At 38.3% G+C, this 14,091-nt stretch carries 17 protein-coding genes; 10 read left to right on the plus strand and 7 right to left on the minus strand.

Annotation, left to right across the window (positions count from 1 at the left end):
- The 10 genes from FNN09_RS17040 (at position 1) to FNN09_RS17085 (ending at position 7,267) form a co-directional block, all read left to right on the plus strand.
- Complete coding sequence (locus tag FNN09_RS17040; RefSeq protein WP_143303686.1) at positions 1-1,011, plus strand: cyclic GMP-AMP synthase DncV-like nucleotidyltransferase; 1,011 nt, start codon at positions 1-3, stop codon at positions 1,009-1,011.
- Complete coding sequence (locus FNN09_RS17045) at positions 1,011-1,442, plus strand: hypothetical protein (protein WP_143303687.1); 432 nt, start codon at positions 1,011-1,013, stop codon at positions 1,440-1,442. The genes FNN09_RS17040 and FNN09_RS17045 overlap by 1 nt, the downstream gene beginning before the upstream one ends.
- A 2-nt stretch (positions 1,443-1,444) precedes the next feature.
- Positions 1,445-2,398 (plus strand): nucleotidyltransferase, encoded by a 954-nt coding sequence (locus FNN09_RS17050; RefSeq protein ID WP_143303688.1) that lies wholly within the window; start codon positions 1,445-1,447, stop codon positions 2,396-2,398.
- A gap of 169 nt (positions 2,399-2,567) precedes the next feature.
- On the plus strand, positions 2,568-3,209 hold the full coding sequence (locus FNN09_RS17055) for a vancomycin high temperature exclusion protein (protein ID WP_143303689.1): 642 nt from the start codon (positions 2,568-2,570) through the stop codon (positions 3,207-3,209).
- A gap of 294 nt (positions 3,210-3,503) precedes the next feature.
- Complete coding sequence (locus tag FNN09_RS17060) at positions 3,504-4,148, plus strand: hypothetical protein (RefSeq protein WP_143303690.1); 645 nt, start codon at positions 3,504-3,506, stop codon at positions 4,146-4,148.
- An 11-nt stretch (positions 4,149-4,159) separates the two neighbouring features.
- Positions 4,160-4,681: a hypothetical protein gene (locus FNN09_RS17065; protein WP_221932525.1), complete on the plus strand. Its 522-nt coding sequence runs from the start codon at positions 4,160-4,162 to the stop codon at positions 4,679-4,681.
- Positions 4,682-4,859: 178 nt separating this feature from the next.
- Positions 4,860-5,420, plus strand: coding sequence for a hypothetical protein (locus tag FNN09_RS17070; protein ID WP_143303692.1), 561 nt, complete (start codon positions 4,860-4,862; stop codon positions 5,418-5,420).
- A gap of 63 nt (positions 5,421-5,483) precedes the next feature.
- Positions 5,484-6,065, plus strand: coding sequence for a DUF1287 domain-containing protein (locus FNN09_RS17075; protein WP_143303693.1), 582 nt, complete (start codon positions 5,484-5,486; stop codon positions 6,063-6,065).
- Between the two features lie 20 nt (positions 6,066-6,085).
- A complete protein-coding gene (locus FNN09_RS17080) occupies positions 6,086-6,271 on the plus strand; it encodes a hypothetical protein (RefSeq protein WP_143303694.1) in 186 nt (61 codons plus the stop codon).
- 27 nt (positions 6,272-6,298) lie between these two features.
- Entirely contained in the window at positions 6,299-7,267 is a 969-nt protein-coding gene (locus FNN09_RS17085) for a tocopherol cyclase family protein (protein ID WP_143303695.1), read from the plus strand.
- Positions 7,268-7,593: 326 nt separating this feature from the next.
- Here FNN09_RS17085 and FNN09_RS17090 read toward each other — a convergent pair whose 3' ends face one another.
- From FNN09_RS17090 to FNN09_RS17120, 7 genes are all read right to left on the minus strand, one after another.
- Positions 7,594-8,616 carry a glycoside hydrolase gene (locus FNN09_RS17090; RefSeq protein ID WP_143303696.1) on the minus strand — a complete coding sequence of 341 codons (1,023 nt, stop codon included), beginning with the start codon at positions 8,614-8,616 and terminating at the stop codon, positions 7,594-7,596.
- A 2-nt stretch (positions 8,617-8,618) separates the two neighbouring features.
- On the minus strand, positions 8,619-9,638 hold the full coding sequence (locus tag FNN09_RS17095) for a beta galactosidase jelly roll domain-containing protein (protein ID WP_185969050.1): 1,020 nt from the start codon (positions 9,636-9,638) through the stop codon (positions 8,619-8,621).
- 125 nt (positions 9,639-9,763) lie between these two features.
- Positions 9,764-10,126 (minus strand): hypothetical protein, encoded by a 363-nt coding sequence (locus tag FNN09_RS17100; protein ID WP_143303698.1) that lies wholly within the window; start codon positions 10,124-10,126, stop codon positions 9,764-9,766.
- Between the two features lie 829 nt (positions 10,127-10,955).
- Positions 10,956-11,645 carry a response regulator transcription factor gene (locus tag FNN09_RS17105; RefSeq protein WP_143303699.1) on the minus strand — a complete coding sequence of 230 codons (690 nt, stop codon included), beginning with the start codon at positions 11,643-11,645 and terminating at the stop codon, positions 10,956-10,958.
- A complete protein-coding gene (locus FNN09_RS17110; RefSeq protein WP_143303700.1) occupies positions 11,642-13,207 on the minus strand; it encodes a cell wall metabolism sensor histidine kinase WalK in 1,566 nt (521 codons plus the stop codon). Before FNN09_RS17110 ends, FNN09_RS17105 begins: the two co-directional genes overlap by 4 nt.
- A gap of 100 nt (positions 13,208-13,307) precedes the next feature.
- Positions 13,308-13,532, minus strand: a complete 225-nt coding sequence (locus FNN09_RS17115; RefSeq protein WP_143303701.1) for a hypothetical protein — start codon at positions 13,530-13,532, stop codon at positions 13,308-13,310.
- A 63-nt stretch (positions 13,533-13,595) separates the two neighbouring features.
- The gene (locus tag FNN09_RS17120; protein WP_143303702.1) at positions 13,596-14,048 is read right to left on the minus strand and encodes a GNAT family N-acetyltransferase; all 453 of its coding nucleotides are present in this window, start codon (positions 14,046-14,048) and stop codon (positions 13,596-13,598) included.
- Between the last annotated feature and the right edge of the window lie 43 nt (positions 14,049-14,091).

The following is a 14,091-nucleotide window of genomic DNA, read 5'->3' on the forward strand; positions in this document are numbered from 1 at the left end:
ATGTCGAATTGCCACAACCTTTTTCAAACATTCAACTCAGACTTAAATATCAGTAAGTCTAAGAAGAAGAAACTGATGACTTCGCGTGATAATCTCAGAGACCTTATCCGCAAATACTTCAAAGAGAATCATTCAGAATACACACCTTACTTTGCTGGGCAAGGTTCTTACTCTTTAGGTACAATGATTCGCACTAAAGATGATACTTGCGATTTAGATAATGGGGTTTACTTCTTTCCAAAACCAACAGAAACAGGGACAACATTACAAAAATGGGTAAAGGAAGCTGTAAAGGAAGCTGCGTCAACTACACCAGAGCATCGCAAACGCTGTGTTCGTGTAAACTATGTAGCAGAATACCATATTGATCTTCCAATTTACTATAAAACGGGTAAAGATAATGAAGAGGAGCACCCTCACCTTGCTGTTAAAAAGGAAGATTGGTCAGAAAGCGATCCTCGAGAATTCAATCGTTGGTTTAAAGATATTAAGGACGATAAAGGTCAGCTTGTGAGAATAGTACGTTACCTAAAAGCATGGGGCGATACTCGTTCATTTAAAATGCCAAGCGGTATAACAATGACTGTACTTGCTGCTAATAATATCTCATATAACGATAGGGATGATATTAGTCTAAAAGAAACTTTAGATAACATCCAGAGTACACTAAATAGTAGTTGGACTTGTGTTATACCTACTACTCCTGGCGATGATTTATTAGCCAACTTCAAAGGTGACAAAGATAAATTTCTTGATGCCTCAGAAAAATTCATTGATGATGCCACAAAAGCAATAGCTGAAGCAAATCAACTCAATGCAAGCAAAAAATGGATTAAGCACCTTGGTTCATATTTCCCAGAGGGAGAAAATAAGGATGTAGATAAACAGATGAAGAAACTGTTTTCAACAGCTACAAGTGTGGTAACTGGGAATGCGAAACTAAACAGTTTAGGTCATATACAATCAAACGAAGGAGTCGATCATAAACCACACAAAAATTACGGAGGCTAATGGCATATCACAATTCAAAAAATCAAAATCCACTTGCAATAATTGGAGCTGAAAGATCTTTATTAAACAGGCATTATAAGTTTATTAACTGCGATATCAAGAGCGGTGTATTGTATTGTTATGGTTCGTTTCAACCAACTACCGAATCTGACGTGTACACCTATAGAATAAAGTATAAGCCTTTCAGTTCGCCTGTTACAACTGTCACAAGTCATGATATCGAGTATAATGATGATATTCATATGTTCCCCGATAATAATTCGCTTTGCTTATATCACAAAAGCGATATAGTTTGGAACTCTACTATACATCATCTTTATGACACTATTGTACCTTGGACTCACGAGTGGTTTGTTTTTTATGAATTGTATAAACTATGTGGTAAGTGGTTACATCCGGAAGTAAAACACAATAACAAGAAGGAGGATTAATTATGTGGCCAGTATTAGCAATAGCAGGGGCAGGTTATGTTTTATATAAATTGTTTTCGTCCGACGAAGTAAAAGTTACTCACGAATCAGATTGTCATGAGCAGTTTTTAGGATTTAATCGAACAATATCTATCAGTCACGAGAAAAGAAAAAACCTACAAAGTGCACACAACACCATTCGTACTAAACTTATTAATTACTTTGAAGATAGGTATCATATTCCTTATATCGATTTCTTTATTCAAGGCAGTTACAAAATGGGTACGATGGTCGAAAATATGGACTCTTTTAGCGATGTTGATTTAGGTGTCTATTTCAATGAAAAACCGAGCATTGCTATTAGTACTATTCAGTATCACATCAAAGAAGCATTAACTGGGCATACTTCTAAGGGAGTTGAGATTAAAAAGATGTGTGTACGTCTTAACTATGTTAGAGATTTTCATATCGACTTACCTATCTATTACAAAGATTGGAACAATACCTATTTTGGCTGTAAGCAAGATGGATGGCAAAAGTCAGATCCCAAAGATTTTATCAAATGGTTTCAAACTCAAACAAAAGACAAACCTCAGTTAGTACGAGTAATAAGATATTTAAAGGCGTGGGCAGATTATCGCAAGCATCAAACCAACAAAAAATATCCAAGTGGATTAGTTTTAACCTTATGGGCAATCGAACACTACTACGAAGATGAAAGGGATGACGTGGCATTTACTTTTACAAGCGACCAAATACTTCAATATCTCAACGATAAATATCAGTCCGAGTGGGAAGCAAAAATGCCTGTTGCTCCATACGACGATACGTTAAGCAGATTATCCAATAATCAGAAGGAGTATTTCTATAATGACTTTAAAGAAATGATTGAGAGTGCATCTGCTGTACTTGAATACGATAATCAATATTCTGCTATTTTGAAATGGAAAAATGTTTTTGGAAACCGATTTAATTAAATGGAATCAATAAAAGCCAGCATACAATATTTTGTATAAATAATGGCAGGGAAAGTGCAAAATATCGAGGTTTGTAACCCGCTCAAACGGCGTAGCGGTTTGACAGGAAACTACCTCGCAATCTGCCACTATCCATGCAATTTACCGTTGGAGCATTCAAAATACCTACATGAGATATATAAAACTAATATTTAAAGTTGGATTTTTTTTAACACTTCTTAGTCTGCTCAGCATAATTGTAGCCAACAGCTTAGTCGAAAAAGCAGCAAAGGAAAAAGTATACGATTCAGTAAAGGAGGTTCCATATAATAAGGTAGGCTTATTACTCGGCACTGGAAAAATACTTTCCAATGGTCGTATCAATTTATATTACAGGTATCGAATTGACGCTGCTGCTAAATTATATAAGAATAGGAAAATAGAATATGTTCTTGTTAGTGGAGATAATTCAACAAAAGATTACGATGAACCATCAACAATAAAAGACGACTTGATTGCAAAAGGAATACCAGCTGAAAAAATATATTTAGACTATGCAGGGTTTAGAACGCTAGATTCTGTTGTTCGTTGCAAAGAAATATTTGGACAACAAAAGATTACAGTTGTATCTCAACAATTTCATAACGAACGTGCAATTTATATAGCGACCAAAAAGAATATTAATGCCATAGGATTTAATGCAAAAGACGTTAACATTAAATACGGACTCAAAACCAGACTAAGGGAACGACTTGCTAGAGTAAAAATGGTTGTGGACTTGGTATTTGGGAAAAAACCAAAATTTCTGGGGAATAAGATTGAAATAAAATAAGAGCGCTCCACAGCAAACCGTTATTAAAGCATAAAGGGCATTGTGTGATTAGCTTGGTTTTGAGCTTTAGCAACAGGCGCCAAGTCACTAATTTATGAATATTTTGTTTGTTTTTAAGGCATTTATGATTTTCAATTGAGCATTGATATGAAAAGATAAAAACAAATAAAAGATTTGGCTCGGAGGAATTTTGGTAGGTTTGGTTCGTTAAATCGCCATACGCTATATTAGACAAACGTTTGACGCAATTAAACGACACTGCCCAATTATATAATAATAGATAATTATTAAATCATGAATTCACACAAACAAAGTTTAGCTTTTATTGGAATAATAATTATAATGCTTATTTCATGCGATAGGGAAAGCATTGAATTAGACAATTCAAATGCCTTGATACCTATTAAAACTGGTAATATGTGGGCATACAAAATGGTCATAAAGAATAATTCAATGGAGAGCATAGATACTGTTCGTATGAAAATAGGTTCTTCTTTATCAGTAAATGATTATGAAGGGTATATTTTTGATTATGGGCAAAGACCATTCAATGCAAAGTTTTTTGCAAAAAATGACTTAGAGGGAAATCTTGTTTTAATTGGGGGAATCTCAGACAATGATACATTATTGGTTTCTTCAATTCAGTTTAAAAATTATGCTGAAAAAGGTGAAAGTTGGGATTTTGATGATGTTATTCTCCATGAAGGTGGAACGTTTGAAAAAAGAACCATTCAGGTTCATTGTCTAAACACTGACACAACTATTGTTACAAAAAAAGGGGATTATACTTGTAAAGTATTTGAACAAACTCCGAATGCAGGTGATAATGTATACCGTTACTATATTTCTAATAATGTTGGAATAGTTAAGATTGAACATTTTGAATCAAATAAATTATTTTCTTACAATGAATTAATTGACCTTGAATTATTTAAATAACTACGCCCAATATGCATTATAAAAGTTCAGAGATACCAACACGATTTAACTTGGGTTTATTGATAGTTTTTGCATTGCAATTAATAATTATGGTATATGCAAGCTTCATACTTGGGGTTTTACTGATTGTTTTGACAATGGGGTTCGTATTAGCTAAAAGCGGACTAGAAATTGAAACCCAAGAAAACCGAATGAGAAGGTATATCAGCATTCTTGGATATGTCTCAGGCAAATGGATTGAAATACCAGAGCTGGACTATGTGACAATTGTAAGAGTGAAAATGACAAGCAAGAAGTACCAGGCATCAGGGGCTATATACGTTCAAGCACCTTCGTCAAAAGTTAAGTATCGAGTCAATTTGGCAACAAAAGACAGGCGAAATCGGGTTGTAAAAGTATTGACAAGTGAGAAAGACGAAGCGATTAGTGAAGCTTTGAAAATAGGAGAAGCTTTAAACTTGAATGTTCTGGATTCCACTAGTCATAACCAAAAATGGATAAAAACAAGTGCCAATAATGGCTCAATAGCATAGGTTTATTCGTAGAGGTCTATTCAAAATACAAGCCTTTAAGTGTACCAAAATATCTATATGAAACGACCATGCAAATTCAATTAATTAAGTTGCTCAGAGGGCAATGATTAAATTTATTTGAGAGTTTCATCCCGATAAACCGGGACAAGTAGTGGCAATAAAAGCAAAATTTAAACACATGAAAGTATCAACAATACTCATCACTGCTTTATTGATTTTAACAATGTCAGGTAATAGTATCGGCAAAGTATATTCTACTTCTTCTCAAGGTTCTGGTAGCCATGTAATGCCAATGTCAGATGCTTCTACTTCCAGTAAGAAGCAAAGAATACTAGCTTTAAAGCAGCAGCTATCTGATAAATTAGACCCCCTCTATGTGGATGAAGGAAATAGGCAAAGCGGGTTTGTTGGAACCAAGGGAGTGAGTTATAAAGAGATTATCTATTTTAAATACGCGAGCAATGAAGAAACGAATTTAGATGTAACGATTCAATATAAGGTGAATTTTTCTAATGTTGAGAAGGTAGAATTGAATGATATTAATGATAATACCAAAGATGCCTGTGGCATTGAAATCGTTTTAAAAAAGAAGAGGAGCTGCCATTTTGTACGACATTCGCCAACTTACACAAAAGGAAAAAAGGACTTTATTAGTTTTAAAATCCCTACGTCATACAAACGCCAGGATATGATTGATTCGTACAATATTATAAAGCAACTAGTTGCCGAGTGCCAATAAAGAGATGTTTTACCTGGCATTGATAAGCAAAAATAACCTAATCACTACTAACAAGCAGAATACATGAATCTAACTCGCATCAGTATAGCTGTATTCTTTTTTTTTATTGGCCAATGCTTGTTGGCACAAGCTTCTTTTCAAGGGCAATTGGCCGATTCAACCCTAACACTAACAAAACAAAAGGTTACCTACGACCCCACTTATTACCGTTTAGATTACCCCAATGGAGATGTACCTGCCAACCGCGGTGTATGCACCGATGTGGTAATTCGGGCCTATCGCAAGCTAGGCATCGACCTTCAACAGTTGGTGCACGAGGATATGAAAGCACACTTTGATGTTTACCCTAAAAATTGGGGTTTATCGCGTCCCGATAACAACATTGACCATCGTCGTGTGCCTAACCTCATGACATTCTTCACTCGCTTTGGCAAGTCTTTGGCTATTACACAAAACAAAGAAGACTATCAGCCAGGTCATATCGTGTGTTGGAATTTAGGTAGCGGACTTACCCACATTGGCATTGTTGTCAAACAAAAAATGGCTGACGGTCGGCATCTGATTGTTCATAACATTGGGGCTGGACAGGTATTGCAAGACTGCCTGTTTGATTATAAGATTATTGGACATTACACCTACAAGTAGTTGGCTGTTATATTTATGAGTTGAACAGGAAGATTGCTATTAAAACTAATTACACCACCCCGCCTGTAGGCACCCACCCTAAAATTCAGGAGGGGACGGTTTTTCATCCCTCTCATCCTTGCCAAGGAGGAGTACCACGAAGTGGGGAGGTGGTTAAAATGCTTAAAAGCGAATCCCCTGATGAGTTGAATGTGAAGCATGAGTAGCTATAAAATATTCACTACCTTGTATTTATGCTTCTTAAAAAACTCAAAGCCCTGTTTCATCCCGAGCGCTACCATGGTTGGGGTATGTCAAGTCAATATTTCGAAGGATGGTATTATAAAATTATTAGTGCCGATGAGCAACATGCCCTGGCCTTTATACCTGGTATTGCCATGGATGATGAGGGGCATAAGCATGCTTTTATTCAGGTGCTGAATGGTAAAACATGTGAGGCTGAATACATCACCTTTAAAGCGGAGGATTTTGTTTCGCAAGCCCACCGTTTCAAAACCGAGATAGAAGACAATGTTTTTGAGGGTGATCAAATAAGCTTGAACCTACCCAATGTGAAAGGGCAGCTGCAATTTTCAAATACCGTGCCCTGGCCCAATAGCTGGTGTTCGCCTGGTATTATGGGGCCCTACGCGTTTGTGCCTTTTATGCAATGTTATCACGGTATACTAAGCATGGACCATAGTATATACGGCCAGCTCACAATTAATGGTACTGAAATTGATTTTACTGGTGGACGTGGTTACACGGAAAAAGACTGGGGGCGTTCATTTCCCAGCGCTTATATATGGATGCAATGCAACCACTTTGGCCAAGCGGGCATTTCTTTAAAGATGTCAATGGCCAACATACCCTGGTTGCGAAGTTCTTTTGTGGGCTTTATTGTAGGTTTGTATTACGAGGATAGGTTGATTCAGTTTACCACTTACAATAGCACTGTATTAACAAAATGCCTTGTGGATAAAAATGTGGTGCAAGTTGAATTGCGTAACAAAAAGTATCAGCTGCAAATTGTAGCTCAGCGCAGTGAAGCAACCGAACTGGCATCACCCATCAATGGGTTTATGGATGGGCGCATAAGCGAAAGCATGACTTCCACTGTTGATATCTGCCTTAAAACAAAAAACGGCGATGTGCTATTGCGCGAAACAGGCCGTAATGTGGGGCTTGAAGTTGCTGGTAAGGTAGAGCAGATTGTTACTTGAAGCCGCTGCTTGAGGTTATTTGCTAGTAAGGATCGCATCTTTACTTGGATTTTGCTAATAGAGGTGCAATCCGTAAAAACGGTTTTAATTTTATCAATACCGACTTGGCCTCTTTTAATAATTGTATACGTTTTAACGATAGCTTTAGTAAAAACGCGAAGTTGAGAGCTTGCTCGAAAATCACGCGCTTGCACTTAAGCTAGAGGTAAATAAGGATGCAATTATAAAAGTAGCCTTGAACTTTTTTCCTTAGTTTTTTAGTTCAAGCTAAAAAAGTAAGTTGGGTTTGGGCGAATAGCCCAAGGAAAGAGGGAATGATGAGATTACTACTTATTCCTCTTCTCATTCCAATGCCTGATAAACTTATCCATTGTAATAATACCAACAGGTCCTTGGTAGATACCACCTGTTTGTGTTCGGTCCTGCACCCTCACAGCAATGGTAATGGTTTTGGTGTTTTGATATAGGTGGGGAGGTATGGTATAGCCTCTTTCAGCTTTCCAGGCATCGCCATACACAAAAAAGTGGCTGTTACTTATTTCACCCGTTTGGCCTATCAGTTCCCCATTAACATACACCTCGTCCACATCATCAATTTTACCCAGCAATAGTACTAGTTTATCCTGCTTTAGTTCGCTAGGCAACGTTGTGGTTAAACGGTACCAGGCCATGCCATCGTAATCGTCGTAGCCTTGTTCTTCCCACGGACTTGGTACTTTTATCTCATCCCAGTTGGCATCGTTATAGGCAGCTTCTTTGTAATAGTTTTTATCCCCTGTTTTAAATTTCCAGTAGCCTTCTAAAGGCAGGTCGGTAATCAAAGGATTTAACTCTGCCCGTATACGAATGTTGCCAGATATAATGCCACCTTCGTTATAAGCGTCGTACACTCGCACGGCTATCACGTTGGTGTCATCGTATTTTATATGCTGAGCTGGTAATTCATAAAGTCGGTGTGCGTTGTAGGCGGTGTTAAAGTGCGGTGGAAAAGTACCAGATCCATCGATTAGCTCTCCATTCAAATACACTTGATCGGCATCATCGATGTATCCCAGGTCGAGCCACAATCGTTTATTTTTGGCGTCACTGGTAATTTTCACTTCACGTCGGTACCAGGCAAAACCATCGTAACCGTTAAAGCCCTGCTGTTCCCATGCCGACGGAACATGTATTTGCTCCCATTCGAAATGGTTGTAATGATAGCGGGCCCAGTCGCTATTGTCGCCAATGGAGAAGTACCATTGGCCATTAAGCGATTGGTAATCGCTCAGTTCCTGAGCCTTGTTGTTACCTGCAATGGTTAATAGCAGAAACAGCGTTGCAATGATATGATGTAGTGACTGTTTCATTATTAGTTATTTAACCATTCCCAAATAGTGTCAATAAAATCAGGCTCTTGCTTTGCCATCTTCTTAAATCGTTCGAATTGATCCTGGGTCATAATGCCAACAGGTCCTTCGTATATCCCTCCATCAATGCCGCTGTCGAAAACGCGTATCGCTATGGTGTTATCTTTTTTAACGAGGCTGGCGGGTATTTTATAGGCTCGCAATGTGCTGTATGCTTGATAGTGCCCATCAATGCCACGAGCCAATGATGACCTTAGGTTACCTGGAGATACACCTCCAATGCGGGTGCCATTAAACCATGTTTTGTCTTCATCATCAATTTTACCAAGTAAAAGAATGAGTTCTTGATGCAATAGATGTTCGGGTAAAGCAAATGATTTGCGGTACCAGGCTACACCATCGTAATCGGGCCAGCCTGCTTCTTCCCATTTAGCTGGTACTTCAATGGAGCTCCAATGCTCGTCGTTATAATTTATCTGCTCGGCATTATTTTGGTTGTGCACGGCAAATTTCCATTGGCCCGAAAGGTTAAGGGCCAGTAAATTATCAGCCAGGTTGGAATAGAGAGTGACTGGTCCACCTGTTATACCACCGTGATTGTACAAATCATACACACGAATGGCAATGGTGTTATTTCCGCTTTTCCAGTAACTCTGTGGTATGGTATAATTTCGTTGTGTGTTATATTCCGTTTGCGGATGAGGCGGGAGACCTCCTGTACGGCCTACAAAGCGACCATTTACAAATACTTCATCAGCATCATCAATACTACCTATGCGAAGTATCAGATCGTGCTGAGGCACTACATCTAAGCGAATAGTTTTTCGGTACCATGCAAAACCGTTGTAATCATTATAGCCTCTGGATTCCCATGCGCCAGGTACGCGTATTGTTTCCCAATTACTATCGTCAAAATGTGCTTCTTTCCATTGTTCATCGTCACCTATGGAGAACCTCCAAATACCCTCAAGGGATTGTTCTTCCTGAAGTATTTGGGAGTTGACCTTTGGGCCATTTGCCATAAGCAGGCAAATAAGAAGTACGATGTATTTTAGTGTTTTGGCTATCATTGTATTTGTTGACGATTAAAAGTAACTATTATCAGTGTTATTCCAAATAATATGTAATACTTGGCGAGTTTATTAGCCTATTCTTCGTGTTGGAAATTAACTGGGAATCGAACCATTTTACCTTGTAAAGATGAGTTGACAGCGTAAAATTCTTTTTCTGCAAACACAGCTTTTACGTACGCCATTAATTGCTCATCTTCGCCCACTACTTTGTGAAAGTTCAACTTGTTGTCTTTACCAACAATAAACTTAACGATTACACTCTCGCAGCAATCAGGCTTTAGGTAATCAAAACTAGGACCTCTTAAACTTTTTCTAAGTTCTTTGTTTAACTGCTTGCAACATTTTTTAATGGCTACTTCTTCTGGAGTGCGTGCCATACCGCTTGTACTTAATGCTACTAAAAGGACTACTACTGAAAAAAGATTTCTTGCTTTCATAACTTAATTGTTTGTGGTTATTAACTTAATTACAAAAGCAAATGTAGGGGGGCAATAACACCGCTTCATCACAGCCATGTCATCTGTTGTCATTAATTGTCATTTAATTGTCACGAAAAAGGAGGAGGTGTTGATTTATTGAAGAGTTGAGTTGAGATAAGTGGTTTGTGTAGAGTGTGATAGAGGATGTGTATGGCAATTGCATTTAACTTTTAATATTGTTTTATCTTGCGTTATACCGACATAAGCAACGCAGTTTGGGACCCATTGACATAAACGTAGGAGAGAAAAATTTGATACCAAGCTGTCAATTATTAAATTTTTCCCGTAGTGATGTCATAATGGGTAAACGAGTGCTTTAGTCGGCGGCCTTTTTCTCCCCTTTTTGGGCTGAAGGCAAAAAGGGGAAGCCTCAACGGCTTGAGTTGAAAAAAATAATCTCTTAAATCCGATTGCCGTGAGTCGAGATGTGGGTAATGTAATTGATGTCATCTTTTTTGCAATAGGTACATAAAGATGACATCAGTATAAGGTACTAAGCAAGCTGTAGATCATTTTTGCCGACTAGCTACTCAAACACGGCAAACATTTAAAACAAAGCTGTAAATCAACCGACCTCAGCAACGCAGCTTGGGACCCAATCTCATAAGTGGAGGGTAGAAAAATTTGGCTCGAAGCTGCAAATCTTTAAATTTTTCCCGAAGCGTTGAGTTTTTGGGTAAGCGAGTGGTCCAGTCGCGGCCTTTTTTGTTTCCGTTTTTGGGGCTGTTGCCAAAAATGAAAAGCCCTTGCGGCTAGAGCAAAGGTATAAACCTTAAATGCGCTTGCCCTAGCTACTCACTAAACGATACCCCATGCCATGCACCGTTAGTATAATCTGAGGCTCATTAGGATTTTCTTCTATTTTATGCCTCAGCTTAAGAATAAAGTTATCAATGGTACGAGCTGTTGGCTGAAAATCGTAGCCCCATACATTGTCCAATAAGCTATCGCGACTAATGGTGGCATTCTTATGCTTCAGAAAGTATTGTAGTATCTCAAATTCCTTACTGGTCATTTTAACCTCTTCTCCGTTTACACTAGCTGTGTAAGTGGTGAAGTTAACCGATAGTTTACCTATTGATATGAGGGCTTCTTTCTGAGTTGTTGTTTGTTTTTCAGTGCGCCTTAATACGGCCTTAACCCGCGCCATTAACTCGCGCAAACTAAAAGGTTTAGTCAGGTAATCATCACCACCTGATTCCAGACCAATAACCTTGTCTATCTCTTCGCCCTTGGCTGTTAAAAAGATGATGGGCGTTTCATTGTTCTCATGTCGTACTTTTTTACACACATCAAAACCACTCATAAGGGGTAGCATCACATCGAGTAATACCAGATCAAAGCCATCATTGAGAATCTTCTGAAGCCCTTCTTTACCGTCTGATGCTGTATCTACTTCATAACCTTCAAATTCCAGATTATCTTTGATGCCTGATTGCATATCGGGCTCGTCCTCAATAACTAATATGCGCTTCATGTTGTCTTTTTTGTTGGGTTATCGATGGGTAATAATAGTCTGAATTGACTGCCTTGTCCTTCGTTGCTGTCCACTTCAATTTTGCCATTATGACCTTTTATCAGGTGCATAACAATGCTTAAGCCAAGGCCTGAGCCTTTGGCATGATGGGCCAATGCTCCTTTGGTAACACGGTAAAATTTATCGAATATCAATTTCTGCTCTTTGGCCGATATGCCAATGCCTTTGTCGGCCACCTCAAGGTATTGATATGGTCCTTTGCTGTCACTTGATACGATAATGTTTTTATCCTGACCGCTGTATTTAATAGCATTATCGATGAGGTTAATCAAACATTCGGTAATGGCTTGCTTATCGCCTCTTATTGGAGATAGTGCTTCATTTAATTTAATTGTAACCTCAAATCCTTTTTCATTAAAGTGATAACGGTAATTACTCACCACTTCATCCACAATTTCATTTATTTTTATGGATGAAAAACTTAATTTTTGTCGTCCACTTTCAATGCGCGAAAAGTTAAGTATGTTGTTAACAATGCCTGATAAACGTTGGGTCTCGCGATAAATAATATCGTAGTATTTCTGTCGTTTGCTTTCATCTTTGAGCCTGCCAAGCTGCAAGGTTTCAGCATACATGCTGATGAGGGCCAGGGGAGTACGTATTTCATGCGATACATTGGATACAAAGTCGGATTTTACTTTGGCAAGATGCAACTCGCGGTTGACGTTGCGATAAAACAGCCAGGCACCTCCGATTAGCAAAAGGTCGACCAATATTAATAAACCAATGTTTTGTGTTGCACGGTTATTGGCCAGCTCACTTATGCTAATGCCTTTGGGTTGTATGCCCAGGTTATAATCGGGTAACAACCAAATAGCCTGTTCCTTTACTACCTCTTCTGGTGCATCGTTCAATTGACTGCAGGCTATTAGCTCGTTTGTTTTTTTATGACGTACTACAATAATTAAATCATCACCCGCAGTCATTTGTATACGTGGCGAGAGTGCTTCTCCAATAAATTTCTGGGCATCTAAAAGCAATAGGTTGAGGTAGGGCTTGTTTTGTTCCTGGGTAATAAAAACCAACATGGTAAGGTGTTGCTTATATTCCAGGTCGATGCCAATAATTTTACGATAGCCGCTTTTAATATATCGTTGTAACTGTTGTATATCTGATTGTTTAGTCTTCAGTTGTGTTTTAATCTCCTGCTGTAAACTGTCATTTTTAATGATGAAATTATTAAAGCGCAGTGAGGTGGAATCAATCGGATGTAATATAAATGAATGAACATGTGCTAACTCATTCATGGGTACTTCGTACGTTGTTTGGTGGTCCGATGCATGAAACTCTTTGTAAAACTGGTTAATCCAATTGTTGGTAATATCATCGGTGTATTGGTTAATGGAGTAGAGGACTGACTCGAGCTGCTTGGTGTAGATTGTTTCAATAACTTCTTCCTGATCGTTGAGCGTTAATAGCTCAATGGCCGTAAAAAGTGATGTTGGAATAACGAGTAGCAAGCCAACAATTAACCAGGGTTTTATGATGAAGCGTTTTGACATTAAAATATGGGTAAGTTCGTTTATCGTATCTTTGCGTTACTCGTTGATGGCCACAAGCTAGTAGCTATTCTATCTGTCTAAAAATCTAATATATAACAATCTAATCTGGTATTTTAATATGCTCAGGCTCTTCCTCCTGGAAATGCCTCATTTCGTCGATAACCAATTGCATATCGCTCAAAAACGCCTGATTACAGCCTTTTTGTTTGGCAATTTCCAGGTAGGCCTCCATGGCTTCCACAGCACAAACATCGGTGCCCGATATCACAAAGGCGGGCCAATCATTTTTAAGGCATTTGGTTAATATGGCTTTTTGATCTTTCATAGGCAGTAAATAGAAATCTAAAATAGGAATTATCTAAAATATTTGAGCATTAGTACTTCATGGTTATTCATCACCTTTTGGTAGTTCCATGGTGTAATGGGGGATGCCATCCTCCAGGTATTCATCAGAAATAATTTTATATCCCAGGCTAAGGTAAAATGCCTTTAAATATTTCTGTGCACTAATCTTAAGGCTTTCACTTTGCCATTGTTTAAAGGCCCACTCGCCAGCTTGTTGCATTACTTCTCGCGCTAATCCTTTAAAGCGATAATTTTTATGCACAACCAGGCGCCCTATCGATGCCGTTTCAAAACGTGTGTTGGCAGGCAAAATACGAGTATAAGCTATAACGTGGTCATCTTCAGTCACTATCAGGTGGTGGGCCTGCTCATCAAGGCCATCTATGTCGTTGTAAACACAATTTTGCTCAACCACAAATATTTCTGCTCGTAGTTGGAGTAGTTGGTATAAGTCTTTTAAGCTTAAATCGCTAAAGCGGGTAATTTTCGTGTGCATATTCTGGAACCTCAGGTTTAATGAAGCATGAATATACTTTTTT

The organism is Carboxylicivirga sp. M1479 (assembly GCF_007097485.1).
GTDB lineage: Bacteria > Bacteroidota > Bacteroidia > Bacteroidales > Marinilabiliaceae > Carboxylicivirga.

Excerpts from the sequence above, each read along its gene's own strand:
- FNN09_RS17110 (WP_143303700.1), bottom strand. The coding sequence starts at position 13,207 with ATGTCAAAACGCTTCATCATAAAACCCTGGTTAATTGTTGGCTTGCTA.
- FNN09_RS17095 (WP_185969050.1), bottom strand. The coding sequence starts at position 9,638 with ATGGCAAATGGCCCAAAGGTCAACTCCCAAATACTTCAGGAAGAACAA.
- FNN09_RS17105 (WP_143303699.1), bottom strand. The coding sequence starts at position 11,645 with ATGAAGCGCATATTAGTTATTGAGGACGAGCCCGATATGCAATCAGGC.
- FNN09_RS17040 (WP_143303686.1), top strand. The coding sequence starts at position 1 with ATGTCGAATTGCCACAACCTTTTTCAAACATTCAACTCAGACTTAAAT.
- FNN09_RS17100 (WP_143303698.1), bottom strand. The coding sequence starts at position 10,126 with ATGAAAGCAAGAAATCTTTTTTCAGTAGTAGTCCTTTTAGTAGCATTA.
- FNN09_RS17050 (WP_143303688.1), top strand. The coding sequence starts at position 1,445 with ATGTGGCCAGTATTAGCAATAGCAGGGGCAGGTTATGTTTTATATAAA.
- FNN09_RS17120 (WP_143303702.1), bottom strand. The coding sequence starts at position 14,048 with ATGCACACGAAAATTACCCGCTTTAGCGATTTAAGCTTAAAAGACTTA.
- FNN09_RS17090 (WP_143303696.1), bottom strand. The coding sequence starts at position 8,616 with ATGAAACAGTCACTACATCATATCATTGCAACGCTGTTTCTGCTATTA.
- FNN09_RS17055 (WP_143303689.1), top strand. The coding sequence starts at position 2,568 with ATGAGATATATAAAACTAATATTTAAAGTTGGATTTTTTTTAACACTT.
- FNN09_RS17070 (WP_143303692.1), top strand. The coding sequence starts at position 4,860 with ATGAAAGTATCAACAATACTCATCACTGCTTTATTGATTTTAACAATG.
- FNN09_RS17060 (WP_143303690.1), top strand. The coding sequence starts at position 3,504 with ATGAATTCACACAAACAAAGTTTAGCTTTTATTGGAATAATAATTATA.
- FNN09_RS17115 (WP_143303701.1), bottom strand. The coding sequence starts at position 13,532 with ATGAAAGATCAAAAAGCCATATTAACCAAATGCCTTAAAAATGATTGG.
- FNN09_RS17045 (WP_143303687.1), top strand. The coding sequence starts at position 1,011 with ATGGCATATCACAATTCAAAAAATCAAAATCCACTTGCAATAATTGGA.
- FNN09_RS17065 (WP_221932525.1), top strand. The coding sequence starts at position 4,160 with ATGCATTATAAAAGTTCAGAGATACCAACACGATTTAACTTGGGTTTA.
- FNN09_RS17085 (WP_143303695.1), top strand. The coding sequence starts at position 6,299 with ATGCTTCTTAAAAAACTCAAAGCCCTGTTTCATCCCGAGCGCTACCAT.
- FNN09_RS17075 (WP_143303693.1), top strand. The coding sequence starts at position 5,484 with ATGAATCTAACTCGCATCAGTATAGCTGTATTCTTTTTTTTTATTGGC.